The sequence below is a fragment of the Kitasatospora sp. NPDC088134 genome, from assembly GCF_044741705.1.
In the GTDB taxonomy this organism is placed as follows: Bacteria; Actinomycetota; Actinomycetes; order Streptomycetales; family Streptomycetaceae; genus Kitasatospora.
Genome location: NZ_JBIUTD010000005.1, coordinates 315,487 through 340,948, shown reverse-complemented (window position 1 = coordinate 340,948; position 25,462 = coordinate 315,487). Strand labels below are relative to the sequence as shown.

Genomic DNA, 25,462 nt, shown 5'->3' with positions numbered 1-25,462 from the left:
CGGGCAGTTCCTCCCGGATTCGTCGAGTGCCTGGACAACAGAGGTGCACATGAACCGCAGCCGCTCATTCCTGAGGTCGCACGGACCGGACGTCCCCCCGGGCGAAGCCGTCGTCGCCACCGAGATCGAGTGGCCCCACCGCGGCCCGGTCCCCTGCCCCGCCGCCCCCCTGCTGGCCGGTTCGCTGCGGCAGCTCGGCCTCCGGGTCCGGCTGGCCCCGATCGGCCCGGTGACGGGCGCGACGGCCGGCGGCTCCGACGTCCTCGCCGTCTCCTACGTCGACCGCCGGGGCGTCGCCGCCGGGTTCGCCGTCGCCGTGCACCCCGCGGTCTCGCTCGCGGTCGGCGACGTCGTCGGCCGCTGGTACGACACCCTGCGCTCCCGGCGGCTGGTCACCGCCGCCACCCAGGAGTCCTGCCACCGGCGCTGTCGCCCCGCCGGGCCGCCGCCCCGCTCCGCCCTCGGCGACCACCCCGGGCCGGTGCCGCACCCCGCCGAGCCCGTCCGCGACCCCGCCGGGCAGCTCTGCCCGCTGCTCGACGCCGCCGCCGACGACGTCGCCGAGTACGCGGGGCGCGGCGACACCGTGGTCGTCGTCGGGCGGCCCGGCACCGGTGCGGCGGGCGTCCTGCTCGGTCGGGCCCCCGGGCGGACGGTGCTGCTGCGCGGGCTCGACGAGGCCGCCGCCCTCACCGGCATCGACCCCGACCGGGTGTCCTTCGTCGTCCAGCCCGGCATGCCGCTGGAGGACGCCATGCCCGCGGTCGCCGCGCTGCGCGAACGCTTCCCTCGGCTGCGCGGCCAGCACTTCGACATCCTCTGCCCCGCCGCCTCCGACCGGCTCGCCGCCGTCCGCAGCGCCGGCGCCGGCGCCGACCTCGCCCTCGTCCTCGGCGAGCCCGACGAGGACAGCCGCGCCCTGGCCCGGGCCAGCGGGGCGGCCCGGGTCCGGGTCGTCTCCCGCCTCGACCAGATCGGCCCCGAGACGATGCACGCCGTCACCACCGTGGTGCTCGCCCCGGCCCACTCGATGCCGCCCGGCCTGGACACCGCCCTGCGGCACGCCCTCGGCGGCCTCGGCCCGCTGTCGGTCTCGACCTGCATGGTGCGCACCCGCCACCACCCGGCGGACGAGCCGGCCCTGCCGGTCGGCTGCTGAGCCCTGCGGCCGGGCGGCCGTCCGATCCGTCCCGACGGTCGGCCGCCCGGGCCCGCGGGGGCCCGGAGGCGGCCGCGCCGGGGTTTCCACAGGGCCGGCGATTCAACGGGACGCGGCGGGCGGCCCCGGGACGGGCGCCCGGCGGCGGGACTTCAATCGACGGCAGCGGCGACCGCGGCCGGGCACCGGCGCGGCGCCCCGACCCCTGGAGGCCGTCTTGTCCGAGCCCACCCTGGTCCCCGCCCTGGCCGAACTGCTGCGCGGCGGGCCCACCCGAGAGCACCACCGGACCGCCGCCGCCGTGCTGGCCGACGAGATCTTCCGTCCCCGCACCGGCCTGTCGCTGGAGGAGACCTGCCGCCTCGCCTACGACCGGACCAGGCGGGTGAGCGAGCTGCTGCCGGCGGGCACCAACCTGGCCCGGGACCCCGAGCTGATGTTCGCGCTGATCAACGCGGCCGCCGTGGTGGACCCGTCGTTCGCCGTCATCATGATCATCCACCACGGGCTGGCGCTGTCCTTCCTGGAGGACCTCGCCCCCGATGCCCCGGAGCTCGCCGAGGCCCGCGACGCGCTGGCCTCCGCCCGCGCCATCGGCCACCTCCTGGTGACCGAACTCGGCAGCGGCAACAGCCAGTTGAGCGTCCGCACCACCGTCACCCACGACCCGGCGACCGGCGGCTTCGTGCTGCACACCCCCGACGACGCCGCGCAGAAGTTCATGGGCAACATCGGCATGCCCGGCCTGCGCCGGCTGGCCGTCGTCAACGCCCGGCTGATCGTCGGCGGCCTGGACCGCGGCGCGTTCCCCTTCCTGGTCGAGCTGGAGGGCCCGGACGGCCTGCGCCCCGGCGTCGCGATCACCACCGTGCCCGCCGACGTCGTCCCGCTGGACTACGCGCTCGCCCGGTTCGACCACGTCCGCCTGCCGCACTCGGCCTGGCTCGGCGACGGCGCCGCGATCGGCGCTGACGGCAGCTTCCGCGACCCGCACCAGGGGGACCGTCGGCTGGCCCGCTCGCTGACCGCCGTCCAGAACGTCTGGGCCGGGATGTCCGGTGCGCTCGCCCAGGTCACCCGCACCAGCGCCGCCACCGCGCTGCACCTGGCCACCCGGCGCACCACGCTGGCCCGGATCGGCACCGCCCGGCCGCTCATCGACCACCTCTCCCAGCAGCGGCCGCTGTTCTCCTGCCTGGCCACCGCCCTCGCCGTCAGCTGCCGCGCCCACCAGGCGCAGGCCGAACGGGCCGCCCTGATCACCTCCTGGCGCCGGGACCGCCCCGCCGACCCCGCCCCCACCGGCACCATGACCTGGGCCCCCTGGGTCGACATCAACGCCGCGCTGGCCCTGACCAAGGCGATGACCGCCTGGGCCGCCGAGGCCACCACCGCCGAGTGCCGGCTGCGCTGCGGCGTGCTGGGGGCCCTGTCGGTGAGCCGCTTCCTCTCCTACCAGGGCCTCGGGCACATGCTCAACGCCGGCGGCGGCGACAACCTGCTGATCGTGATGGACGCGGCCCGGGCCATCGTCGGCGCCACCCCCGAGCAGGACCCCGACCCCGCCCCCGCCACCACCGGCCGCCCGGTCGACGACCCGGCCCTGCTCGCCGACCTGCTCGCCGTCCAGGAACGCACCATGGCGCTCGGCATCCGCCGGGACGTCGCCGCCGCCGAGGCGGCCGGCGCCGACCCGTTCGACGCCTGGGACCCGCACACCGTCGCGCTGCGCACTCTCGGCGAGACGCACGGCCAGCGGCAGATCCTGGCCGCCACCCGGGCCGCCGTCGACGCGCTCCCGGACGGCCCCGCCCGCACCGCCGCGCACGACCTGGCCGCCGTCTACGCCCTGGACGAGCTCCGCCGGCGCACGACCTGGCTGGTCGCCCACGACCTGCTCACCCCCGACCAGGTCCGGGCGATCGACCCGGCCCTCGACGCCCGGGTCCGCCGGCTCGCCCCGCACGCCGAACAGCTGGCCGAGGCGTTCGCCGAACTCGCCGACCTCTCCGGCTCCCCGCTCGCCACCGCCGACTACGTCACCACCCTGGCCAAGACCCCGGCCGCGCACTTCCGGCACGGGTGACCTGCCGGGGGAACGGGAGAGCGGCCGGTCACCTGATATACAGCGGGGTATGCGCGGATCACGTCCTTCGTCGGTGGCCGGGGTGACGAGGGTCCTGTCGCCGCGGGGCGCCCTGGCGCTCAACGGGGCGGACGGCGCGCTGCCGTTCGCCCTCCGCGCGGCGACGGCGCTGGCACTGCCCGCCGTCCCGTTGGTGCTGGCCGGCCACCCGCGGCTCGCGGTCTACGCCATGCTCGGCTCGTTCGCCACCACCTTCGGACGCGGCCTGCCCTACCGGCGGCGGGCCCGGGTGCTCGCCCCGGTCGCCCTGGCGATGACGGCCGTGGTCGCGGCCGGCTCGCTCCTCGCCGGCTGGGCCGCGGGCGCCGGGACGGCCGGGGCCGCGGCGGTGGTGGCCGCCACCGCCCTCGTCGCCGGGGCCGCGAAGTTCGGCTGCGACGCCGCCCGGCTGAGCGGCCTCGGCGTGGTCCTGCTGGTCTTCTCCTTCGCCGTCGCCGCCAACGGCGCCCCCACCGGCCGCGAGATCGCCGCGCAGAGCGCGGCCGCCGCCGGGGCCGCCGCCGTCGCCTGGGCCCTCTCCCTCGTCGGCCGGCTCCGGTACCCCGACCGGCCGCAGCACCGGGCCGCCGCCACCGCCCTGCGCGCCGTGGCTGCCCTGCTCGACACCGATCCCGCCGACCCCGCCGCCCGGGCCCGCGCCCGCCACCGCGCCACCGAGACCGTCCTGCGCGCCTACGACACCCTCGGGGCCCGCCCGCCCGCGGTGGCGGCAGGGGCTTCGGAGACCGGGCGCGGCGGGGACGGACTGCGGGCGACGGACCTGTGCTGGTCGCTGCTGGTCCGCTCGGCCCGCCGCAACCCGCCCGACGCGGCCGCCCGGGCCGATCAACTGCGGGAACTCGCCGCGGAGTTGACCGCCAGTCGACGCGAGCCCGGAGCGCGGTCGGGGCCGTCGTCGGGGCCGTCGTCGGGCGGCGCGGGCGCCCCGGTGCCCGGGGGCGCGGGGCGGCGGGCGGCCGAGCTGCTGGGTGGCGGGCCGGGCGGGCGGCGGGCGTACCGGGGCGCGGTGCTCGTCGTGCCGGCGCTGCGGATGGTGCTCGGGACGGGTGCCGCGGGCGGCCTGGCACTGCTGCTCGGCCTCGGGCACGGCTACTGGGCGGCGCTGTCGGCGGCGGCCGTCCTGCACTCGGTGAGCGTCCGGACCACCGCGCACCGGGCCGTGCAGCGCACGCTCGGGACCTTCGCCGGGCTGCTGCTCGCGGTCGCCGTGCTGGCCACCGGGCCCGGGCCGGCGGCCCTGGTCGTGGTGGTCGTGGTGCTGGAGTTCCTGCTGGAGTACGCCGTGGTGCGCAACTACGCGCTCGGCGTGCTGTTCGTCACCCCGCTGGCGCTGCTGATGAGCGACCTGGCCGCGCCGGCCCCCGCCGGGCACCTGGTGCTGGACCGGGCCCTGGGCAGCGTCCTGGGCATCGTCCTCGGCCTGCTCTGCGCGCTGCTGGTGGTCCACGACCGGGCCGCCGTCCGGGTCGAACGGGCGCTCGCCGCCTGCGCCGCGGCCACCGCGGCGGCCGAACGCGCCCTGGCCGGCGGCGCCCCGGCCGGTCCGGACCTGCGGGCCGAGCTGGCCGCCGCCGCGGTGGAACTGCGCGAGGCGGACGACGCGGCGGCGGGCGAACTCTGGGAGGCCGGCGTCGACCCGGCGGTCCTGGCCGCCGCCGAGGAACGCGCCTACCTGCTGCTCGAACGACTCCACCGGGCCTGACGGCCCGGGCCGGCCCGCCACCGCGCCCCGGTGCGCCCTTCCGGCACCGGGGGAGCGGGCCTAACGTACTGTCATGAGCCGGGTGAGGATCGACCGTTCGAACCCCGACGTGGTCGACGTGGTGCTGCGCGAGGGGGCTGGGCCGCTCCGCTTCGCGGCCGGGAAGTGGGCGGAGGGGGCGCTCGGGGCGCTGCTGATCGGCGCGGTCTGCGGGACCCCGCTCTACCTGGGCCTGGTCGCCCACGACGCGGGGCCCGGCCCGATCTGGGCCGCCATCGGCGCGGCCGCCCTGCTCGGGCTCGCCGTCGCCGCGGTCGCGGACGTCCGCGGCGCCTACCGGGACGCGCGCCGGCTGCGCTTCTCGCCCGCCGCCGCCCCCGACACCCTGACCGTGCTGCGGGCCGCGCGCACCGACCCGCCGAGGCCGCTCGCCGAGGTGCGGCAGGTTTGGCTGGAGCACTCCCTGGTGGAGTCGTACTGGGACGACGGGAAACCGCCCGCCGCCCGGCTCACCCTGTTCGTCCTGCTCGCCGACGGCCGCCTGCTCCGGCCCACCGCGCTGCCGCCGTCCGGCACCGACCCCGAGGCCCTGTGCCGGGAGCTGGCACACCTCCTCGCCCCGGCCGGCGTCCAGGTCGACCTGGTCGTCAAGCGCACCCGGCGGTCCTACCTGTCGTAGCCCGGGCCGCTCCGGCCGGGCCCTCCGGGGCGCCCGCGACAGGGGAGGGCGGGGCGGCCCCGGAGGCCGGACTGCGGCCGGTCACTGCTCCACCGGCCGGGAACCGTCCTCGGGCGAGTGTGGGTCGCCCGGGACGGGGGCTCGCAGGGCGCTGCCGTTGGGCCGTGTGCTGACCGTAGACCCCGGCGCCGACACCTGTCACCCTTTCCGGCAGGAAGCGGCGTGCCGCCCGGCCGGGACCCGACCCGTCCGCCCCGGCGCGGACGGTGACGGGCCGTCAGGGAGCGGGCGCCGGTCCGGGCGGTACGGGGCGGCCGTTCGTCGGCGGACGGGTTCCGGAATTCCCCATTGCCGTCCGCCGCCCCGGCGGGGAATGATCTCCCCCCGTGACACACCTGTTGGTCCTGGCGGCCCCCATCCTGATCATCGCCCTGCTCCGCAGCTACCGGAGCCGGAGCACGGCCGCCCCCGCGCCGAAGCCCCGTCCGCAGCACCGCGCCCCGGTCTCCTTCGACGCCGCCGCGTACGGCCTGGTGCCGCGCGAGTCGCTCGACCCGACCCGCAGCGGCCCGCCCGCGCCCGAGCACGTCCGCCGGCAGTCGCAGGCCGTCGCCGACGCCGCCTGGAACGGCGACTGGCGGACCGCCGCCACGCACGTCGCGGCCCCGGGCACCGACTGGGACGCGCGCTGGTCCCGCTTCGAACTGCTGCGCGCCATCGCCCGCGAGGACGACGCCTGGCTGAAGGAGTGGCGCACCGCCGACCCGGACAACTGCGACGCCGCCGCCCTGGAGGCGGACCTGATGGTGCACCGGGCCTGGGAGATCCGCGGCGGCGGGTTCGCCCGCGAGGTCCCGGCCGAGCGGATGGCCCGGTTCCGCGAACTGCTGCCGGCGGCGATCGAGGCGGCCCGGCGGGCCGCGCCGCTCGACCCCGCGAACCCCGCCCCCTGGGTGGTCATGGTGACGGCGGCCCGCGGCGCCCAGTACAAGCCCGAGCAGTTCCGGCCGCTCTGGGAGGGCCTGGTGGCCCGCGCCCCGCACCACTACGAGGGCCACTGGCAGGGCATGCAGTACTGGTGCGCCAAGTGGTACGGCACCAACGGCAAGATGATGGCGTTCGCGGAGCAGGCGATGGACGGCGCCCCGGCCGGGAGCCCGCTCCCCGGCATCTACCTGCACGCGCTGTCCGAGCTGGCCGGGCGCGGCTCCGGCCTTCCCACCGGCCCCGCCGCGCAGGCCCGGCTGGCCGCCGTCGCCCGCGCCCTGGCCGAGGTCCGGCCCGAGGACGAGCGCCTGCCCGGCCTGCGCCACCTGCTGGCCCACCACCTGGGCGAGGCGGGGATGCCCGCCGAGGCGCTGGAGCAGTTCCGGCTGATCGGCCGCTGGTGCGGCGCCCAGGTCTGGTGCGAGCAGGGCGACCCCGTCGAGGCCTTCCACGCGGCCCGGGCCGAGGCCGTCCGCACGTCCGGCACCGAGCCCCTGCCGCCCACCCTGCGGACCAAGAACGCGGACATCTCCCTGCACTCCTGACGCCCGGTCGGCGCCCCGGTCCCCGCCCCCGCGTCCGGCGGGGGCGGGGACCGCCGTTCACCGGCTTCACCAGCCGAAGATCCGCCCCACGGCGAAGCCGACGGCGGACACCACCATGAGCGTGATGACCAGGAGCGGGGCCCAGCCGGGCCAGGCCGAGTGCAACTCCACCGCCTCGGGCGTGGAGATGCCGTGCGTGGTCGAGGACTCGCACTCGGGCGTCGCGGTGGGCGCGGAGTGACCGATCACCTCCGCGGGGACGGGGAGGGGACGACTGACGGACATGGCATCCTCCGATCGTGCCGGGCTGCCGGGTGCGGAGCTCCTGGGCGCCGAGCACCCCTTTCGTCCACGCTCCTGCCCCGCTCCGGCGCACGCACAATGCCCCGGTTCCGCAGCGATACCACCGGGCGGGGCCCGTCCCGCCGGACGGCGACCGCGCGTCGACGGGGCGTCGGCCGGTCCACACGAGGAATTTACCGCCCGGGGTCTACCCGTGTAGCGCGACCGGGAGTGTCATGGACGCGACCTCGGCGATCCGCGCCGAGCCCCGCGCCCGGAGGCACCCATGCGTTCGACCACCCGGATACCGGCCGCCGCCGGCACCGCCCTGGCCCTGGCCCTCGGCGGCCTCGTCCTCGGCTTCGGCGCCGGCACCGCGCACGCCGCCAGCTGCTCCCGCTCCTACCTGCCGCTGCCCGACCCCGCCTGCACGCCCGGCGCGTACAACCCGGACGTCACCCAGTCGACCATCCAGTCCACGATCTGCGTCTCCGGCTGGACCGCGACCGTCCGCCCGCCCACCTCCTACACCAACGCGCTCAAGGTCCAGGGCATCGCCGACTACGGCTACGCGAACACCTCCACCACCGCCTACGAGGAGGACCACCTCGTCCCCCTCGAACTCGGCGGCGCCCCGCGCGACCCCGCGAACCTGTGGCCCGAGCCCTACTCCGGGACCAAGACCGCCACCACCAAGGACGGCGTCGAGACCCGCCTCAAGAACGCCGTCTGCTCCGGCCGGATCACCCTCGCCGCCGCCCGCAACGCGATCCGCACCAACTGGACCACCGCCCTCTCGGTCACCGGCATCGGCTGAACACTGCGGCCCGGGCGGGGAGGTGTCGAGTTTTTCGGGTGATCGGGCCATGAATCGTCCGGAATCGGGGAGGCGGTGCACCGGACACCGCAACGAACCGATCGAGGAGGCCCCGCCATGGCCCGCAGCACCCGCGCCGCCGACCGCCCCGCCTACACCGTTCCCGGCCTGACCACCGCGCAGGGGGCGGAGCTGATCACGGCACTGCAGGGGCGGCTGCACGCGCTGAACGACCTGCACCTGACCCTCAAGCACATCCACTGGAACGTGGTCGGCCCGCACTTCATCGCCGTGCACGAGATGCTCGACCCCCAGGTCGACCGGGTCCGCGAGATGGCCGACGACGTCGCCGAGCGGATCGCCACCCTCGGCGGCGTCGCGCACGGCACGCCCGGGCGGCTGGTCGCCGAGCGCGACTGGGACGACTACGCCGTCGGCCGCGCCGACGCCATCGCCCACCTGGGGGCGCTCGACCTGGTCTACACCGGCGTCATCACCGACCTGCGGGCCGCGGTCAAGCAGGCCGGCGACGTCGACCCCGCCACCGAGGACCTGCTGATCGAGCAGCTCCGCGACCTGGAGCAGTACCAGTGGTTCGTCCGCGCCCACCTGGAGAGCTCCAGCGGCACCCTCGCCACGGCGGGCGTCCCCACCGAGGAGCGCGCCGCGAAGAAGGCCGCCCGCAAGTCCGCCAGGGCCGCCGGCTGATTCCGCCCGTGTTCGGCACCACAGGGTCTGCCCACTGACCCTGTGGTGCCGAACGCGTTTGCGCCGAGCGCCGGGTGCGCGGAACGGCCGGCGGTGCGTCAGGAAGCCGATGGGGGTGATCGGATGTGCTTCGCCTGGCGCTCGATCAAGCATGTTTGTGCATACTTCCGCATCGACTGCGCGATGGGAAGGGGTGGGGCGGAAGCGGGGGCCGGGCTCGGAGTGTCGCGCCGGATCCCTTGACGGCCGGGCGCCGCCTCGCCACTCTTGCTCGAACGTGCTCGCCGATGGCGGGTATCGCTCACGTTTGCTCACTCCGAAGCAATCAGGAGAACCCATGCGATGGCACCACCGCGTGCTCGGGGCCTGTACCGCAGCCGTCGTCACCGCCGGGCTGGCCGTGGCCGCCGGAGCCCCGGCCGCCGCCGACAGCACGGCCGCCAACACCAGCACCCCGATCGGGGTGAAGCCGATGATGGGCTTCAACAACTGGGCGCGCTTCACCTGCGCCGCCCAGGCCCGGCTCGACGGCACCCGGGACGGCTACTCCTTCCAGCAGTTCATGCAGGACCAGGCCAAGGCGATGAAGGACACCGGCCTGGTCGCCGCCGGCTACACCAACCTCACCGTCGACGACTGCTGGATGCAGCGCACCGCCGCCGGCTACCTGCACGGCGCCGCGACCTGGGGGAGCAGCAGCCAGCCCGGCTTCGACTGGGAACTCACCGGCTACGCCGACTACGTGCACGGCCAGGGCATGGAGGCCGGCCTCTACACCACCTCCGGCGTCAACACCTGCCAGGGCGTGCCCGGCGGCATCATGGGCCACGAGCAGGCGGACGCCAACTCGCTGGCCTACTGGGGCGTCGACTCCATCAAGGTCGACAACTGCGGCACCACCCAGAGTAACCGGCAGAGCGAGTTCACCGCCTTCGCCAACGCGCTGAGGACCGCCACCGCGGGCACCAGCCGCAAGATCCTCTTCAACGAGTCGGCGCCCGCCGGCTACGGCCCCACCAGCCCGGAGAAGTACAACGCCCAGGAGTGGGTGCGCGGCCTCGGCCAGATGTGGCGGGTCAGCCCCGACATCGCCGTCTGGCACCCCGCCACCACCTCGGCCTGGGACTGGCCGCACGGCGGCGACTACTACGAGGGCGGCGTCCTGCAGAACTTCGAGGACACCGTCGCGCTGGCCCGCTACAACGGCCCCGGCAACCACAACGACGCCGACATGCTGCTGATCGGCGACAACAACCAGCTCACCCCGGCCGAGCAGCGCAGCCAGTTCGCCCTCTGGTCGGCGATGGGCTCGCCGCTGATGATCTCCACCGACGTCCGGAAGATGGCCGCCGACCCCGCCGGCTACGCCACCCAGCTGGGCATCCTGAAGAACGCCGACATCATCGCCGTCGACCAGGACACCACCGCCGGCGGCTACCTCGCCGCCCGCGACGGCGCCACCACCGGCGCCGGGACCGAGACCGTCGTCAAGCCGCTCGCCGACGGCTCGCGCGCCGTGGTCGTGGTCAACAAGAACGCCACCGCCACCGCCGTCACCATCGACCTGGCCCGGGTCGGCTTCGGCAACACCGGCTGCGCCCGCACCGCCAAGGACCTGTGGAACCACAGCACTTCGCAGGTCACGGGCTCGATCACCGCCACCGTCGGCGCCCACGACAACGTCATGTACACCATCGCGCCCGGCAGTTGCGGCACCGCCCTGCCCACCGGCCAGATCCAGGCCGCCCAGCCCGGCTTCCAGGGCTACGCCTACTGCCTCGACGCCTACAACGGCGCCACCAACGGTGCCACCGTCGGCCTCTGGGACTGCCACGGCGGCGGCAACCAGCAGTGGCAGCGCCAGACCGACGGCCGGATCACCTCCCTGGCCGCGCCCGGCCTCTGCCTGTCCGGCGAGTCCGCCGGGCTCAAGCTGCGCACCTGCGACGGCGCCGACGCCAAGCAGCTCTGGACGTACACCCTGGCCGGTCAGCTGAAGGCCAACGGGGTCTGCGCCGACATCGCCGGCGGCGCGGTCAACGACAAGGCCAAGCCCGTCGCCGGCTACACCTGCGGCACCCACCAGCCCAACCAGACCTGGAGCGCGCCCTTCGCCGCCCCGCCCGCCCCCTGACCCGGGGCCGCCCGGCACCGCCCCGGTTGGGGGTCACCCGCCCGCCGGGGCCACCGCGCGGGCGAGTTGGACCCGGGAGTGCACGTCGAGCTTCCGGTAGACCCGGGTGAGGGTGGCCTCGACCGTCTTGACGCTGACGGTGAGGGCGGCGGCGATGTCCCGGTTGCTCGCCCCGCCGGCGGCGAGTTCGGCGCAGCGCTGCTCGGCCCCGGTGAGGCGGGGGAGCGGGCCGCCGTCCGCGGGGGCGGGCTCCAGCCGGTCCAGGACGTGCGCGGCGGCCTCGGCCCAGGGGAGCGCCCCGTGCGCGGCGAAGAGGTCGGCGGCGCTCCGGGCGGCGGCCCGGGCGGCGGCCCGACGGCGCCCGCGCCGTTCGGTGTGGCTGAGCGCCAGCAGGGCCCGGCCGCGTTCGAGCGGCAGGTGGTGCAGGCGGTCGGCCACGCCGGTGAGGCGCCGCGCGGCGGCGTCGTGGTCGCCGCGGGCGGCGTCCAGCAGGGCCCGGACGCGGTCGACCGCGGGCAGCACGCAGTCGCGGCCGAGGCCGGTCGCGGTGCGGTGGACGTCGTCCAGCAGGTCCCGGGCCTCGTCGAGGCGGCCCAGCGTGACCAGGGCCTCGGCCAGGTCGGCGTGCCAGCGCAGCACCGACGGGTCGCCGACCTGCTGGAGCGCCTCCAGGGCGCGCACCTCCGCCAGCGCCGCCAGGGCCTCCTGCGGCCGGCCGGTGGTCAGCAGCAGGTGGCCGAGGGCGAACAGGTTGCGGGAGAGGAAGACCTTGTTGTCCTCCTGCCGGGCGGCCTCGACGCCGCGGCGGGCGTGGTCGAGCGCGGCGGCCGTGCTCCGGGCGCTGCCCTCGACCAGGGCGGAGGTGTAGCAGGCCGGGGCGGGTGACAGCGCGGTGCGGTCGGTCAGGGCCTGGGCGCGCCGGGCGTGGTCGAGGGCCCGGGCGCAGCGTCCGGCGCGCAGTTCGGCCTCGGCCAGGCTGCGCAGGACGTCGACGGTGGCTTCGGCGTCCCCCGCCCGCTCGGCCTCGACCAGCAGCGGCAGCAGCACGGTGCGGGCCCGGTCGGGCCGGTCGTCGAAGAGGGCGTGCCGGGCGGCGAGGTGCTGGGGCGTGCCATTGGCGGGGACGCCGGCGGTGCGCGGCAGGGACAGTGCGCGGGCGCGCGAGTCCTCGGCCCCGGGGCGGCCCAGGACGCGCCGGAGCCGGGCCTGCATGGTGAGGGCCATCGCGGTCGTGGCGGTGTCGCCGACGGCCTCGGCCAGGGCGGCGGCCCGTTCGGCCAGGTGGCAGGCCCGGTGCGGGTCGCCCTCGTTGACGTTGGCCCAGATCGACTGGCGGAGCAGGACGCGCCCGGTCAGGTCGGGCCGGTCGGCCGCCGCGTGCAGCGCGTCGGCGAACAGGTGGTCCGCGTCCTGCAGGTGCTGTCCGCTCGCGTCGATCAGCGCGACCAGGGTGTCGACGCGCAGGTCGGGGGAGGTCTCCCGGTGCAGCAGGAGGCGGGCGGCGGTCCGGCCGCGCGGGAGGTCGCCGTAGTGTGCGGCGTCCCGCACCGCCGTCAGGGCCCGTTCGGCGAGCAGGCCGGTGTCGTCGCCCGGGGTGCGTTCGGCGGCGAGCAGGGACAGTTCGGCCGCCAGCGCGTGCTCGCCGCGCAGCCGGGCCCGGACGGCGGCGGCTGCCGCCCGCCGGGCCGCGTGCGGATCGGCGGGGTCGGCGGCCAGCGCGGTGTGCCGGTCGCGGCGGAGGCCGTCGTGGGCGGCCTCGGCCAGCCGGGCGTGCAGGAGCCGGCGGGCGGCGTCCGGCAGCCGGGCGGTGAGTTCGGTGCCGATCGCGGAGGCGGTGAACCGCACCGTCCGGTCGGGCCGGTCGAGGTCGACCAGCCCGGCCGCCCCGGCCTCGGCCAGCAGCGGTCCGGCCGCCGGTCCGGCCAGGCGGCTCAGCAGGTCGAGGTCGGGCCGGTCGTCCAGCGCGGCGAGCGTCAGCAACTCCTGGACCTGGGGCGTCACTTCGGCCAGCCACTCGCCCACCAGCCGGCGGGCCGCCGCCGGGAGGAACGGCCCGTCCCCGCCGTCCGGGTCCTGGCCCGCGCCGTCGGCGAGGGCCAGCGCCAGGGCCGGGTTCCCGCCGCTGCGGGCGTGGATCCGGGCGACCTCGCGCGGGCTCGGGCGGTACGGCGCGAGCAGCTCCGCGACCTGGGGGACCGTCAGGGCCGGGACGCGCAGCGGGTACGCGTCCTCCCCGCACCAGTGGCCCCCGGCGCCCGGCCGCCAGGCCCGTTCGGCCACGACGACGGGGAGGTCCGGGACCAGGCGCAGCGCCCAGCCCAGGACGGCCGCGCCGGCCGGGTCCAGCCACTGGGCGTTGTCGACCACCAGGGTGAGCGGCGGCGCCTCCCGCAGCGCGGCGGCGGTCAGCCGGCGCAGCCGCAGGGACGCCCCGGCGTCCCCGGGGGACGGGGCCGCGTCCAGGGCCGCCACGAGTTCCCGCGCGGCCGCCGACGGCTCCAGGGCGAGGGCGAGTTCGAGCAGCCCGGCGTACGGGATCCGCGCGTCCTGCAGGCCCGGGGCCAGCCGCAGGACGGGCAGGCCCAGCTGCCGGCCCAGGACGCCGGCCGCAGTGGTCCGGCCGATTCCGGGCGGCCCGAACAGCACCACCCGGCGGATACCGCGCACCTCGTCCGGTACCACCGCAAGCACCGCCCCGGAGGGTTCCTGGAGCGCGCTCGCCCGTATCGCGGAGTCCGGCATCGGGCCATCCTGCGCCAACCAGGCCCCTTCGGTCCAGGTCAAGGGGTTCCCCTGATGTGGGCGGCCCCCGCCTTCCCTAGCCTCATGGCCACAGCCGAGCCAACGGCCGCCGAACGCCCCCCACCCCCCAGACGACGTTCTGCGGTCATCTCCCCAACCCCGGTTCGGCGGAAGGATCGTCATGCCCCGCAAGAACGCCCTCGCCGCCGCCGTCGCCGCGGCCCTCGCCCTGGGCACCGTGACCGTGGTGGCCTCCCAGTCCACCGCGGCCGCCACCCCCTCCGTCCGGTCCGGCGCCGGGTTCCGGGCGTGGACGGCCGACACCCGCGGCGAGGCGGTGCGCACCGCCGACCGGGAGGCCGGCGCGGTCGCCAAGTCGCTGGGCCTCGGCCCGGACGAGTGCCTGCTGGCCAAGGACGTGCTGGTCGACAACGACGGCTCCCGGCACGTGCGCTACGACCGCACCTACCGGGGCCTGCCCGTGATCGGCGGCGACCTGGTCGTCCACTACGGCAAGGACGGCAGGATCACCGGCTCCGACCAGGCCCACCCGGGCGCGATCAGGCCGGTCGGCACCGCGCCGAAGCTGAGCGCCGACGACGCCTCGGCCGCGGCCGTCAAGCACGCCAAGCACGTCAAGGACCCGAAGGCCGGGGTCGCGGACAGCAGCACCCTGGTGGTGTACGCGGTCGGCAAGGTCCCGGTCCTCGCCTACCGCGCCACCGTCACCGGCGACGGCGAGGCCGGGGCGAACTCCCGCGAGGCCGTCATCGTCGACGCCACCAGCGGCGCACCGCTCGACCAGTACGAGCTGCACCAGGGCGTCGCGGGCACCGGCAACGGCGTCACCGCCGGCCAGGTCGCCCTGGAGACCACCCAGTCCGGCAGCGGCTACACCCTCACCGACGCCGCGCACGGCGGCACCATCGTCTACGACTCGTACAACAGCCCGCAGTCGAACCCGAAGCAGAACGCCCAGGTCTTCAGCAAGTCCACCAACTCCTGGGGCAACGGCTCCACTTCGAGCCGGGAGAGCGCCGCCGTGGACGCCTCCTACGGCCTGGCCAAGACCTGGGACTTCTACAAGAACGCCTTCAACCGCTCCGGCATCCGCAACGACGGCCGCGGCGCGCCCGCGTACGTGCACGTCGACAGCAGCCTGCTGAACGCCTTCTACGACGACTCGTGCTTCTGCATGGCCTTCGGCGACGGCTCCTCGCAGAACGGCAACACCCCCGTCACGGCGCTGGACGTGGCCGGCCACGAGATGAGCCACGGCGTCACCGCCGCCACCGCCAACCTGAACTACTCGGGTGAGAGCGGCGGCCTGAACGAGGCCACCAGCGACATCTTCGGCACCATGGTCGAGTTCTCCGCCAACAACAGCGCCGACCCCGGCGACTACTACATCGGCGAGAAGCTCAACATGCCGGGCGGCTACCTGCGCCGGATGGACAACCCGGCCGTCGACGGCAACTCGCTGTCCTGCTACAGCTCCAACGCGGGCTCGGTGGACGTGCACTACTCCTCCGGCATCGCCAACCACTTCTTCTACCTGGCCGCCGAGGGCACCGGCGCCAAGACCATCGGCGGCCTGCCGCACAACGGCACCCCGTGCAACGGCGACACCTTCGCGGGCATCGGCCGCGACAAGGCGGCGGCCGTCTGGTACCGGGCGCTGACCGTCTACATGACCTCCACCACCAACTACGCCTCGGCCCGCACCGCGACCCTGCAGGCCGCCGCCAACCTGTACGGCGCCAACTCGCAGGAGCGGTACCTCGTTTCGAAGGCGTGGGCCGCCGTCAGCGTCGGCACCGCGCTGCCCGACCCGGGCACCGGGACGCCCACCCCGACCCCGACGCCCACCTCCACCCCGACCGCGACGCCGACGTCCACCCCGACCTCCACCCCCACGTCCACGCCGACCTCGACGCCGTCCCCGACCGGCAACGCGCTGACCAACGGCGGCTTCGAGCAGGGCGCCACCGGCTGGACCCAGAGCGACAACGACATCACCAACTCCACCCTGCAGGGCGCGCACGGCGGTTCCTGGTACGCCTGGATGATGGGCTACGGCGCCTCCGCGATCGAGTCGCTGTCGCAGAACAACATCGCCGTCCCGGCCACCGGCACGCCGAAGCTGACCTTCTGGCTGAAGGTCAGCACCCAGGAGTCGGGCTCCATCGCCTACGACACCCTGAAGGTCAACGTCAACGGCACCACCCTGGCGATGTACTCCAACGCCAACGCCTCCGCCGGGTACGTGCAGAAGACCGTCGACCTGTCCGCCTACAAGGGCAAGAACGTGAAGCTGGAGTTCGCCGGCCAGGAGGACGCCTACCTGTCGACCGTCTTCCTGCTCGACGACATCGCCATCGGCTAGCCGGGGCGGGCGCCGCTCGCGAACCCGGGGGTTTGGAAATCCCGGGAGCGCGAAGAAGAGTCCCGACACCGAACGGGTCCTTCACGGCAAGGAGAAAACGGATGAGCATCATCGCCTGGATACTGATCGGACTGATCGCCGGGGCCATCGCCAAGGCCCTCGTCCCGGGCAAGGACCCGGGCGGCATCATCGTGACGATGCTGATCGGCATCGCGGGCGGCCTGCTCGGCGGCTGGCTCGGCAAGGTCATCTTCGGCGTCGACTCCATCGACGGCTTCTTCGACCTCTCCACCTGGGTCGCCGCCGTCATCGGCTCGGTGATCCTGCTCCTGCTCTACCGCGTGGTCACCGGCGGCAAGCGCCACCACCGCCACGCCTGACCGGCGCCGGCGCACCGCGCCACACCCCCGAGGGCGGGGGAGACGGTTCGACCGTCTCCCCCGCCCTCGGCGTGACCGGTCCGGGGTGACGGAGCGTCAGGAAGGAAGGAGCGGCGGGGGGTTCGGGGAGAAAATTTCGGGCGTGAGTTCGGTCCGTACGGTTGACCGGATTGAAGTGACCATGGCATTTTCGTGCGGCGCGGGCGTGCGCAAACCCCTCAGGCGTCCGCAGTCCCCCACAAGGAGAGCCATGTTCAAGAGAATCGCCGCCGCGCTCGGGGCGGGTACGGTCGTGGCGGGTGCGCTGACCTTCGGCGCCGCGCCCGCGCAGGCCGTTCAGGCGGGGGATCTGACCTCCACCATCGCGTTGAGCAACTGTTCGGCCTCGCTGGTCCGTTACCCGAGTTCGGTGGACACCGACCGGGCGATGATGCTGACCAACGGGCACTGCCTGCCGACCATGCCGTCGGCCGGGCAGGTCATCCAGAACGCGAGCGCCAGCCGCAGCGGCACGCTGCTCAACTCGGCCGGGTCCTCGCTGGGCACCGTCCAGGCGGACAAGGTGCTGTACGCGACGATGACCGGGACCGACGTCGCGCTGTACCAGCTGACCGACACCTTCGCCTCGATCACCTCCAAGTACGGGGCGACGGCGCTGACGATCAGTGACACCCACCCGGTCGACGGGTCCTCGATGTACATACCCTCCTCGTACTGGAAGCAGGTCTGGAACTGCTCCATCAACGGGTTCGTCGGGACCCTGCGCGAGGACCAGTGGACCTGGCACGACTCGCTGCGCTACAGCTCCGGTTGCAACACCACGCACGGCACCTCCGGTTCGCCGATCGTCGACGCCGCCAGCCGCAAGGTCGTCGGCATCAACAACACCGGCAACGACGACGGCGCGATGTGCACCCTGAACAACCCGTGCGAGGTCGCCGCGGACGGCACCACCACCGTCACCAAGGGCCAGAGCTACGGCGAGGAGACCTACTGGTTCACCACCTGCCTCGGCACCGGCCGGGTCATCGACCTGAACGTCAGCGGCTGCCTGCTGACCAAGCCGGCCGGCGCGGCGGTCTCCGTGACCAACCCGGGCAACCAGTCCACCTCGGTCAACGGCGCGGTCAGCCTCCAGCTCCAGGCCACCGGCGGCACCGCGCCGCTGACCTGGTCGGCCACCGGCCTGCCCGCCGGCCTGTCGATCAACGCCTCCACCGGCCTGATCAGCGGCACCGCCACCGCCGCCGGCACCTCCTCGGTGACCGTCACGGTCAAGGACGCGGCCGGCAAGACCGCCTCCGCCACCTTCTCCTGGGCGGTCACCACCAGCAGCGGCACCTGCACCCCGGCGCAGCTGCTCGGCAACCCCGGCTTCGAGACCGGTAGCGCGGCCCCCTGGACCGGCACCTCCGGCGTGGTCGACAACTCCTCCTCCCAGGCCGCGCACTCCGGCTCCTGGAAGGCGTGGATGGACGGCTACGGCTCCGCCCACACCGACAGCCTCTCCCAGTCGGTGACGATCCCGGCCGGCTGCAAGGCGACGCTGAGCTACTGGCTGCACATCGACACCGCCGAGACCGGCACGACCGCGTACGACAAGCTGACCGTGACCGTCAACGGCACCTCGGTCGCCACGTACTCGAACGTCAACGCCGCCACCGGCTACGCCCAGAAGAGCATCGACCTGTCGGCCTACGCGGGCCAGAGCGTCACGGTGAAGTTCAACGCGGTCGAGGACTCCTCGCTGCAGACCTCCTTCGTGATCGACGACACCGCGATCCAGACCAGCTGACGCACCGTCGCCCATCGGGCCCGGCAGCCGCTCCGGCTGCCGGGCCCCGGCACGCGCCGGGCGGTCCGAGGTCAGCGGATCCGGGCGGTCGCGCCGTAGCCGAGGACCCGCGACGGGGTCTGGGCGTCCACCGCCTGGCCGGGGGTGGGGTGCCAGTCCGCCATCAGGGTCAGGCCCGGTTCGACCAGGTCCATGCCCTCGAACCAGGAGGCGATCACCTCCTTGGGGCGGGCGTAGAGCTGCTGGCCCACGCCCGCCAGGTAGGCGTCGGTCATCCGGCCGACCTGGGCCCGGGTCTCCGGGTCGGCCAGGTCGTCCGAGAGGTGCGACAGGGCGAGGTAGCTGCCGGGGGCGCAGGCGTCCCGGTAGGCGGCGACCAGGGCGGCCGGGTCGTCCTTGTCCTCGACGAACACCAGCAGGCCGCCCATCAGGATGCCGACCGGCCGGCTCAGGTCGATCAGCTCGCGCACCCGGGGGTGCTCCCAGATCCGCTCCGGGAACCGGCCGTCCGCCTCGATCATCGCCACCAGCGGCTCGTCCGCGAGGATCTCCTCGCCGTGCAGCACGGCCGAGGGCTCGTGGTCCACGTACACCACCCGGGCCCGCGGGTTCCGGGCGTGCGCCACCTCGTGCACGTTGCCCATGGTGGGCAGTCCGGAGGCGATGTCGACGAACTGGTCGACGCCCTGGGCGAGCAGGAACCGGACCGTGCGGCGCAGCCAGTCCCGGTTGGCCCGGGCGAGCAGGTCGACGCTCGGCAGCATCGACCTGATCCGCTCGGCCTTCTGCCGGTCCACCTCGAAGTTGTAGAGCCCGCCCAGGTAGTAGTCGTAGATCCGCGCGATGTTGGCGGACTCCACGTCGGCCACTGGGCGGTCGGTGCTCGTCGTCATGGGGCCCCCTCGCTCCGAGGTGGCGGCCCGTCACGACGGCGTGCCGTCCACCATCGGCGAGTGTAGTGACGGGCCGTCAGTTCGGGTACCGGCCGGCGGGATTGGGCAATATGGCGATGTCGGGGCCGCTCGGGGCCCGCCGGATCAGGGCAGCGGGCGGTGCATGATGTGCAGCCCGACGTAGCCGTGCTCCGGGTGCCGGAAGGCCTCCGGCAGGGTGCCCAGCACGGTGAAGCCGAGCGAGCGGTAGAGGTGCACCGCGTGGACGTTGGTCTCGACCACGGCGTTGAACTGCATGCCCCGGTAGCCGGCCGCCCGGGCCCAGTCCAGCGAGTACGCGCACAGCGCCCGGCCCACCCCGCGCCCGGAGTGCGCGGGGTCGACCATGTAGCTCGCGCTCGCGGTGTGCGAGCCGTTGCCCAGGTGGTTCGTGTTCATCTTCGCGGTGCCCAGCACCGTGCCGGCCTCGTCGACCGCCACCACCGTGCGGTTCGGCGCGGACAGCAGCCACCAGTCGCGGCCCTGCTCCCGGCCGAGGTCGAGCGGGTAGGTGAAGGTCTCGCCCGCGGCGACGATCCGGTGGAAGAACGGCCAGATGGCGGGCCAGTCCTCTGTGGTGGCTTCCCTGATCAGCATGTGCCCAGCATGCCCGCCGGGACCGTCCGGCCGCCACCCTCCCGGGAGGGCGGCGGCCGGACGGTGACGGCGGCCGGACGGTGACGGCGGGCGGTGGGTGACGGAGCGTCAGCGCAGGGCGTGCAGGGCCCGGCCGAGTGCCTCCACCTCCGCCAGGGTGCTGTAGTGGTGCACCGAGAGCCGCACCGCGGTGTCGACGCCCCGGGCCGAGAGGTACAGCGGGGTGTGGTCGCCGGCGATCTTCCAGCCGTTGATGCCGCGGGCTGCCAGCCCGTCCCGGATCCGCTCGGCCGACAGGGTGTCGTGCCGGAAGGACAGGATGCCCGACTGCTCCGTCCCGGGGGCCAGCAGCTCGGTGCCGGGCAGCTCGGCGACGCAGGCGTGCAGCGCCTCGACCACGTCCTTGCGGGGGAACGCCCGCCCCTCCTCGGCGAGTTCGAGGTGGTGGCCGAGCGCGGCGTGCAGGCCGAGCACCACGGCGGTGCTGCGCTCGCCCAGCTCCAGCGTGCGGGCGCTCTCCTCGTGCACCGTGACGGCGGTCGGCGAGCTGACCCGGGCCACGTGCAGGTCGGTGAAGTCGGGCAGCAGCTCGGCCCGCAACTCCGGTGTGGTGTAGGCGAATCCGCTGCCGCGCGGCCCACAGAGGAACTTCCGCCCGGCCCCGGTCAGCAGGTCGCAGCCGATCTCGGCCACGTCCAGCGGCAGCTGCCCGACGGCCTGGCAGGCGTCCACCGCGTACCGGGTGCGGTACGGGGCGAGCAGCCGGCCGATCTCGGCGACCGGGTTGACGATCCCGCAGCCCGAGGGCACGTGGGTGACCGAGACCAGGGCGACCCGGTCGGAGATGTTGGCCGCCATCCAGTCCAGGTCGAGGTTCCCGTCCGGGCGCAGCGGAACGGTCTCGATCGTGCAGCCGGTGCGGTCGCGCAGGTTGAAGTACCCGATCAGGCTGCCCGCGTACTCGTACGGGGTGACCCAGATCAGGTCGTCCGGGCCGAGGGCGAGCCGGGAGACCACCCGCCACCAGGCGCGGGTGGCGCTGTCGAAGAGCGCGAGGTCCCGGGCCTCGGCGCCGACCACCCGGCCGAGCCGCCGGTAGACGTCGTGCTGGAGCACCTCGTCGTGGTGCTGCTCGGTCTCGTAGCCGCCGGTGGCGGCCTCGCGGGCCAGGCAGTCGGCCATCGCGGCGGAGACCGCCGCGGGCATCAGGCCGGCCCCGGCCGTGTTGAGGTGGATCAGCTGTCCGGTCATGTGACGCCCTGTCAGTAGTCGGTGCCGAAGGCGGCGGCGGAAGGGTCGGCGAGGTCGGCCAGGGCGCGCAGGGCCATGGCGGGGTGCTCGGCCAGGCGGTGCAGCAGGTGCAGCCACCAGCTCTGCCCGTAGGTGGTGTAGACCCGGCACGGGTGGCCGGCCTCCCGGTACTGCCGGAGCAGCGCGGGGCGGACCCCGTGCAGCATCTCGATCTCCTCGGCCCCGGCCAGCAGGCCGCGCCGCTCGGCGGCGGCCAGCAGCTCGGCGTGCTGGGTGGCCAGGGCGAGCCGGGCACCCCGGCCGAGGGCGTACTCGGCGAGCGCCAGGTAGCGCTCGTCGAGCTCGGGGCCGCGGCCGAGGGCGGTCTCCGGGGCCTCCGCGTAGACGCCCTTGACCAGCCGGATCTTGCGGCCGAGCGCGACCAGGCCGGGCAGGTCCCGCTCGGTGCGGTGCAGGTGGGCCTGGACGGTGATGCCGACGTTGGCGTGCTCGGCGGCCAGCTCGGCGAAGACCGCGAGGATCTCGTCCACCAGGTCGGAGCGCTCCATCGACAGCACCACCTCGCTGCCGTGCGCGGCGGCCGCGGTCAGCAGCCGCGAGGTGTTCCGCACGGCCAGCTCGCGGGAGACCAGCAGACCGACGTTGGAGAGGTCGAAGCCGAGCTGGAGCGGCCCGGCGTCGGCGGCGAGCAGGTCCAGGTACGCCCGCACCACCTGCTCGATCTCGGCCTCGTCCCGGATCTCCTCGCCGACGTACTCGGCCGACACCCGGTAGCCGCGGCCCCGGAGCAGGTCGAGCCGGGGGAGCAGCCCGGCCAGGTCGTCGGCGACCAGGTAGCGGCGGGCCGCCGGGTAGGCGATCTGGCGCAGCAGCGAGCCGGGTTCGGCGAAGGCGCGCCGGCAGCGCTCGTCGGCGGCCAGCAGCCGCAGGCCCAGGCCCGCGTCCCGGTCGGAGGCGCCGGCGGGGGTCGCCGCGGGCGGCGCGGTGGTGACGGATGCCTCGGTCATCAGGGCCTCACGGTGGTCGGTTCGGACGGCTGGGGGACGGGGACGGGCACGCCGACGGTGACCCGGCCGGCGGCGAGCATCATCGACTGGGCGAAGGTGCGGTCCGCGGTGGTCGGGTCGCCGCCGCCGCGGCGCCAGGCACGGTACTTGGCCGCGTAGCTGAGCACCGTCTCCTTGCCGCGCCGGGAGCGCGGGCGGCTGACCACCCCCGCCCACATGCCGTCCCAGCCCGCGTACGCCGGGTCCTCCAGCAGCAGCCGGTGGGCCCGGTGCAGGTTCCAGAACGGGATGCCCGCGTTGAGGTGGTGGACCAGGTGGAAGCGGTCGCCGTGCCGGCTGAGCAGGAAGGTCTCCAGCGCCCGGCCGTGCCGGTTGCGGGTCAGCAGCACCCGGGTGGACTCGCTCTCCGGCAGCGGGTAGTGCTCGGCCAGCTCGGAGAGCCAGCCGATCGCGATGTTGCTGGTCAGCAGCGGCACGAACCAGAACAGCAGCAGCTCGGGCAGCACCTCCAGCCAGCCGCAGAGGCCGAACACCCCGGCCCACTGGAGCAGGAACAGCCGCTGCTCGGTGCGCAGCGGCACCGGCACCGAGACCGCCAGCTCCGACTCCTTGGCCCGGACCCGGTCCCGGACCAGGTAGCGCAGGTAGTCGACGGTGCGCAGCCCCAGCAGCGACAGCAGCACCTCGCGGACCAGGAAGCCGCGGTCGCTGCGCTCCGGGTCGTACAGCCCGCACTCCAGGTGGAAGCGGTAGTCGGGGTCGGCGTCCGCCTCGCCGAGGTGCCGGTGGTGCCGGCCGACGTGCGAGCTGCGGTAGGGCCCGTACAGCTGGCCGACCAGGTAGCCGGACAGGGCGGTGCCGGCCACCAGGTTGAGGACCCGGTTGCGGGCCAGGCTCTTGTGCGCCGACTCGTGCAGGAAATGGGCCAGGAAGCGCTGGGTCGAGCCGATCAGCACCACCGCGACCGGATAGGCCCAGTAGGAGCCCGCGACGCAGGCGGTGACGCAGAGCGCGACCAGGCCGTACTCGAAGGCGATCGCCAGCGGCGCGTGGTGGTTGTCCAGTGCGGTCAGGGACTTGAGGCCCCGTCTGACCGCCGGTGGCAGGCGGTCGAAGTCGAGGTCGTCGAGGTTCGGACGGCCGGGAGCGCCGTCGGGGTTCGGGCGGCCGGGAGCGGGGCGGTCCGTCGACCCGGTCGAGGATCGTCCTGTGGGCATGTCGTGTTCCCCTGCGTAGAGGTCGGTGGGGACGCCCGGGGGCGGGCGGGCGTCACGGGGCGAGGCGGAAGACCGAGGCGTAGAGCGCGAGTTCGGCCTCCAGCGAGCGGACCACGGTGTCGGCGAGCCGGAAGCCGTGGCCCTCGGTCTCGAAGGTCAGGTAGCTGTGCGGCACCCCGGAGCCGGCCAGCAGCGCGAGCAGCCGCTCGGCCTGGGCCGGCGGGCAGACGGTGTCCCGCAGGCCCTGGAGCAGGACGAACGGGGCCCGGATCCGCCCGGCCCCCTCGACCGGCGAGCGCTCGGCGTAGCGGGCGCGCTGCTGCGGCCAGGCGCCGATCAGGCTCTCCAGGTACCGCGACTCGAAGTCGTGGGTGCCCTGCGTGCGCCACTGCTCGGCGTCCAGCACGGGGTAGTAGATGCCGGCCGCCCGGTACAGGCCGGGCTCGGCCGCCAGTGAGGCGGTGGCCGTCCAGCCGCCGGCGCTGCCGCCGCGGATCGCCAGCCGGTCCGGGTCGGCCACGCCCTCGGCGGCCAGCGCGCGGGCCACCGTGGCGCAGTCCCGCACGTCGACCACGCCCCAGGACTCGCGCAGCCGCTCCCGGTAGGCCCGGCCGAAGCCGGTGGAGCCGCCGTACTGGACGTCGACCACGCCGAAGCCCCGGCTGGTGAAGTAGCCGATCTCCTGGTTCAGCACCAGGTGGCTGCGGCTGGTCGGCCCGCCGTGCGCGAACACCAGGTACGGCGGCAGCTCGCCGTCCGGCCCGGTGTGCGCCGGGTGGTACGGCGGGTAGACGTGGGCGTGCACCGGCTCGCCGTCCGGCCCGGTGAAGGTGCGCCGGTGGGGCGTGGTGGCGTACTCCGGGTGGGCGGTGGACGGCGCGCGCAGCACCTCGGTGCCGCCGCCGTCCGGGTCGATCAGCAGCACGGTGCGGCCCTGCCGGGGGCCGGCCGCGACGACCGCGATCCGGCGGCCGTCGGTGGCCGGGAAGAACCACTCGGTGTACGGGCTCTCCAGGTCGTCGAGCCGCCCGTCCGGGGCGAGCAGGCCGAGCCGGCGGCCGCTGGTGCCGTGGATCACCGCGAGCCGGCCGTCCAGCAGCGGCAGGCACCAGCGCAGGCCGATCCGCCACAGCGCCTCGCCGAACTCCTCCGGCCGGGCGCACAGGTGGCGCCGCCCGCCGTCCGGCCCCAGCTCGTGCACGTTCCACCAGCCGTCCGGGTCGGTGACGGCGTACAGGGCGCCGGAGCCGTCGGCCGCCCAGTCGGCCTGGGTGACCGACTCGCCGTCCCCGCCGGCCACCCGGACCGGTCCGGTCAGGGTGCCGTCCGGCGCGATCCCGGCCACCATCAGGTCGGTGCTGTCCCAGGGCATCGCCGGGTGGTTCCAGCCGAGCCAGGCCACCCGGCGGCCGCCCGGCTCGATCCGCGGGCCGGACAGGAAGTCGTGACCCCCCGTCAGGACCCGCACCGCCGACGGGTCCCCGGCGGCCCGGCCGTCCAGCGGCAGCGCGACCAGGTGCCGGACCACCGAGGTGCCCGCCTCGTCGGCGACGGTCTCCCGCAGGCACCACACCTCCTCGCCGCGGACCGCGAAGTCGGCGTACCGCAGCTCGGCGGCCCAGGCCCCGGCGGGGCTCAGCGGCACCGGGTCGGCGCCCGGACGCCAGCGGTAGACCCGCTGGTCGTCCCAGTGGGTGAAGACGATCCCGTCCTCGGCCCGGCCGGACAGCGCCAGCCAGGGGCGGCCGCCGTACTCGATCACCCGGCTGCGGACGTCCCAGCCGGGCGGCAGGGCGGGGGCCGGGCCGTCGGCGGTGCGGCGGGTCAGGGCGCTGCGCCCGCCCTCCTGCGGACGGGCCTCCGTCCACCACACCTCCTCGCCGACGAAGCCGGTCCATTCGAGCAGGGCCTCGCCCCGCGCGACCTCCGCCGCCTGCACCGGGGAGTCCCAGGTGCCGTACGGCAGCGGCTCGGTGACGTGCTGCATGGTGCGCTG

The 25,462-nt window shown here is 75.1% G+C and carries 18 protein-coding genes and 2 pseudogenes; 12 read left to right on the top strand and 8 right to left on the bottom strand.

Features of this window, described 5'->3' with window-relative positions:
* Positions 1 to 49: 49 nt before the first annotated feature.
* From ACIOHG_RS11485 to ACIOHG_RS11465, 5 genes are all read left to right on the top strand, one after another.
* Entirely contained in the window at positions 50 to 1,159 is a 1,110-nt protein-coding gene (locus tag ACIOHG_RS11485; RefSeq protein WP_400948356.1) for a hypothetical protein, read from the top strand.
* Between the two features lie 217 nt (positions 1,160 to 1,376).
* On the top strand, positions 1,377 to 3,245 hold the full coding sequence (locus tag ACIOHG_RS11480) for an acyl-CoA dehydrogenase (protein ID WP_400948354.1): 1,869 nt from the start codon (positions 1,377 to 1,379) through the stop codon (positions 3,243 to 3,245).
* Between the two features lie 49 nt (positions 3,246 to 3,294).
* Positions 3,295 to 5,007: an FUSC family protein gene (locus ACIOHG_RS11475; protein WP_400948352.1), complete on the top strand. Its 1,713-nt coding sequence runs from the start codon at positions 3,295 to 3,297 to the stop codon at positions 5,005 to 5,007.
* Between the two features lie 73 nt (positions 5,008 to 5,080).
* Positions 5,081 to 5,686, top strand: a complete 606-nt coding sequence (locus ACIOHG_RS11470; protein ID WP_400948349.1) for a hypothetical protein — start codon at positions 5,081 to 5,083, stop codon at positions 5,684 to 5,686.
* A gap of 386 nt (positions 5,687 to 6,072) precedes the next feature.
* Positions 6,073 to 7,218, top strand: a complete 1,146-nt coding sequence (locus tag ACIOHG_RS11465; protein ID WP_400948346.1) for a hypothetical protein — start codon at positions 6,073 to 6,075, stop codon at positions 7,216 to 7,218.
* A 66-nt stretch (positions 7,219 to 7,284) separates the two neighbouring features.
* On the opposite strand, the gene ACIOHG_RS11460 is transcribed toward ACIOHG_RS11465, so the two are convergent.
* Complete coding sequence (locus tag ACIOHG_RS11460; RefSeq protein ID WP_400948345.1) at positions 7,285 to 7,503, bottom strand: hypothetical protein; 219 nt, start codon at positions 7,501 to 7,503, stop codon at positions 7,285 to 7,287.
* Between the two features lie 283 nt (positions 7,504 to 7,786).
* Here ACIOHG_RS11460 and ACIOHG_RS11455 point away from each other — a divergent pair, with 283 nt between their 5' ends.
* The 3 genes from ACIOHG_RS11455 to ACIOHG_RS11445 all read left to right on the top strand — a co-directional run bounded on the left by ACIOHG_RS11455 (position 7,787) and on the right by ACIOHG_RS11445 (position 11,159).
* Positions 7,787 to 8,317 carry a hypothetical protein gene (locus tag ACIOHG_RS11455; protein ID WP_400948342.1) on the top strand — a complete coding sequence of 177 codons (531 nt, stop codon included), beginning with the start codon at positions 7,787 to 7,789 and terminating at the stop codon, positions 8,315 to 8,317.
* A 117-nt stretch (positions 8,318 to 8,434) separates the two neighbouring features.
* Positions 8,435 to 9,025 (top strand): Dps family protein, encoded by a 591-nt coding sequence (locus tag ACIOHG_RS11450; RefSeq protein WP_400948340.1) that lies wholly within the window; start codon positions 8,435 to 8,437, stop codon positions 9,023 to 9,025.
* A gap of 337 nt (positions 9,026 to 9,362) precedes the next feature.
* Entirely contained in the window at positions 9,363 to 11,159 is a 1,797-nt protein-coding gene (locus ACIOHG_RS11445; RefSeq protein WP_400948337.1) for a ricin-type beta-trefoil lectin domain protein, read from the top strand.
* Positions 11,160 to 11,192: 33 nt separating this feature from the next.
* Here ACIOHG_RS11445 and ACIOHG_RS11440 read toward each other — a convergent pair whose 3' ends face one another.
* Complete coding sequence (locus tag ACIOHG_RS11440; protein WP_400948335.1) at positions 11,193 to 13,901, bottom strand: LuxR C-terminal-related transcriptional regulator; 2,709 nt, start codon at positions 13,899 to 13,901, stop codon at positions 11,193 to 11,195.
* A 181-nt stretch (positions 13,902 to 14,082) separates the two neighbouring features.
* Here ACIOHG_RS11440 and ACIOHG_RS11435 point away from each other — a divergent pair, with 181 nt between their 5' ends.
* The 4 genes and pseudogenes from ACIOHG_RS11435 to ACIOHG_RS11420 form a co-directional block, all read left to right on the top strand.
* The gene (locus ACIOHG_RS11435; protein WP_400948333.1) at positions 14,083 to 16,287 is read left to right on the top strand and encodes a M4 family metallopeptidase; all 2,205 of its coding nucleotides are present in this window, start codon (positions 14,083 to 14,085) and stop codon (positions 16,285 to 16,287) included.
* 101 nt (positions 16,288 to 16,388) lie between these two features.
* On the top strand, positions 16,389 to 16,667 hold the full coding sequence (locus ACIOHG_RS11430) for a GlsB/YeaQ/YmgE family stress response membrane protein (RefSeq protein ID WP_400948331.1): 279 nt from the start codon (positions 16,389 to 16,391) through the stop codon (positions 16,665 to 16,667).
* A 181-nt stretch (positions 16,668 to 16,848) separates the two neighbouring features.
* A pseudogene (locus ACIOHG_RS11425) lies at positions 16,849 to 17,535 on the top strand (serine protease); the annotation flags it as partial.
* A 201-nt stretch (positions 17,536 to 17,736) separates the two neighbouring features.
* Positions 17,737 to 18,462 (top strand): annotated as a pseudogene (locus tag ACIOHG_RS11420) (putative Ig domain-containing protein); the annotation flags it as partial.
* Positions 18,463 to 18,533: 71 nt separating this feature from the next.
* Here ACIOHG_RS11420 and ACIOHG_RS11415 read toward each other — a convergent pair.
* From ACIOHG_RS11415 to ACIOHG_RS11390, 6 genes are all read right to left on the bottom strand, one after another.
* The gene (locus tag ACIOHG_RS11415; RefSeq protein ID WP_400948328.1) at positions 18,534 to 19,355 is read right to left on the bottom strand and encodes an SAM-dependent methyltransferase; all 822 of its coding nucleotides are present in this window, start codon (positions 19,353 to 19,355) and stop codon (positions 18,534 to 18,536) included.
* 144 nt (positions 19,356 to 19,499) lie between these two features.
* Positions 19,500 to 19,991 carry a GNAT family N-acetyltransferase gene (locus ACIOHG_RS11410; RefSeq protein WP_400948325.1) on the bottom strand — a complete coding sequence of 164 codons (492 nt, stop codon included), beginning with the start codon at positions 19,989 to 19,991 and terminating at the stop codon, positions 19,500 to 19,502.
* Between the two features lie 108 nt (positions 19,992 to 20,099).
* The gene (locus tag ACIOHG_RS11405) at positions 20,100 to 21,242 is read right to left on the bottom strand and encodes an aminotransferase class V-fold PLP-dependent enzyme (RefSeq protein ID WP_400948322.1); all 1,143 of its coding nucleotides are present in this window, start codon (positions 21,240 to 21,242) and stop codon (positions 20,100 to 20,102) included.
* A gap of 11 nt (positions 21,243 to 21,253) precedes the next feature.
* Entirely contained in the window at positions 21,254 to 22,249 is a 996-nt protein-coding gene (locus ACIOHG_RS11400) for a proline dehydrogenase family protein (RefSeq protein ID WP_400948319.1), read from the bottom strand.
* A complete protein-coding gene (locus tag ACIOHG_RS11395) occupies positions 22,249 to 23,466 on the bottom strand; it encodes a fatty acid desaturase (RefSeq protein ID WP_400948317.1) in 1,218 nt (405 codons plus the stop codon). The genes ACIOHG_RS11400 and ACIOHG_RS11395 overlap by 1 nt, the downstream gene beginning before the upstream one ends.
* A 52-nt stretch (positions 23,467 to 23,518) precedes the next feature.
* Positions 23,519 to 25,453: an alpha/beta hydrolase family protein gene (locus tag ACIOHG_RS11390; protein WP_400948316.1), complete on the bottom strand. Its 1,935-nt coding sequence runs from the start codon at positions 25,451 to 25,453 to the stop codon at positions 23,519 to 23,521.
* Between the last annotated feature and the right edge of the window lie 9 nt (positions 25,454 to 25,462).

Excerpts from the sequence above, each read along its gene's own strand:
- ACIOHG_RS11485 (WP_400948356.1), top strand. The coding sequence starts at position 50 with ATGAACCGCAGCCGCTCATTCCTGAGGTCGCACGGACCGGACGTCCCC.
- ACIOHG_RS11475 (WP_400948352.1), top strand. The coding sequence starts at position 3,295 with ATGCGCGGATCACGTCCTTCGTCGGTGGCCGGGGTGACGAGGGTCCTG.
- ACIOHG_RS11470 (WP_400948349.1), top strand. The coding sequence starts at position 5,081 with ATGAGCCGGGTGAGGATCGACCGTTCGAACCCCGACGTGGTCGACGTG.
- ACIOHG_RS11460 (WP_400948345.1), bottom strand. The coding sequence starts at position 7,503 with ATGTCCGTCAGTCGTCCCCTCCCCGTCCCCGCGGAGGTGATCGGTCAC.
- ACIOHG_RS11455 (WP_400948342.1), top strand. The coding sequence starts at position 7,787 with ATGCGTTCGACCACCCGGATACCGGCCGCCGCCGGCACCGCCCTGGCC.
- ACIOHG_RS11450 (WP_400948340.1), top strand. The coding sequence starts at position 8,435 with ATGGCCCGCAGCACCCGCGCCGCCGACCGCCCCGCCTACACCGTTCCC.
- ACIOHG_RS11445 (WP_400948337.1), top strand. The coding sequence starts at position 9,363 with ATGCGATGGCACCACCGCGTGCTCGGGGCCTGTACCGCAGCCGTCGTC.
- ACIOHG_RS11440 (WP_400948335.1), bottom strand. The coding sequence starts at position 13,901 with ATGCCGGACTCCGCGATACGGGCGAGCGCGCTCCAGGAACCCTCCGGG.
- ACIOHG_RS11435 (WP_400948333.1), top strand. The coding sequence starts at position 14,083 with ATGCCCCGCAAGAACGCCCTCGCCGCCGCCGTCGCCGCGGCCCTCGCC.
- ACIOHG_RS11430 (WP_400948331.1), top strand. The coding sequence starts at position 16,389 with ATGAGCATCATCGCCTGGATACTGATCGGACTGATCGCCGGGGCCATC.
- ACIOHG_RS11415 (WP_400948328.1), bottom strand. The coding sequence starts at position 19,355 with ATGACGACGAGCACCGACCGCCCAGTGGCCGACGTGGAGTCCGCCAAC.
- ACIOHG_RS11410 (WP_400948325.1), bottom strand. The coding sequence starts at position 19,991 with ATGCTGATCAGGGAAGCCACCACAGAGGACTGGCCCGCCATCTGGCCG.
- ACIOHG_RS11405 (WP_400948322.1), bottom strand. The coding sequence starts at position 21,242 with ATGACCGGACAGCTGATCCACCTCAACACGGCCGGGGCCGGCCTGATG.
- ACIOHG_RS11400 (WP_400948319.1), bottom strand. The coding sequence starts at position 22,249 with ATGACCGAGGCATCCGTCACCACCGCGCCGCCCGCGGCGACCCCCGCC.
- ACIOHG_RS11395 (WP_400948317.1), bottom strand. The coding sequence starts at position 23,466 with ATGCCCACAGGACGATCCTCGACCGGGTCGACGGACCGCCCCGCTCCC.
- ACIOHG_RS11390 (WP_400948316.1), bottom strand. The coding sequence starts at position 25,453 with ATGCAGCACGTCACCGAGCCGCTGCCGTACGGCACCTGGGACTCCCCG.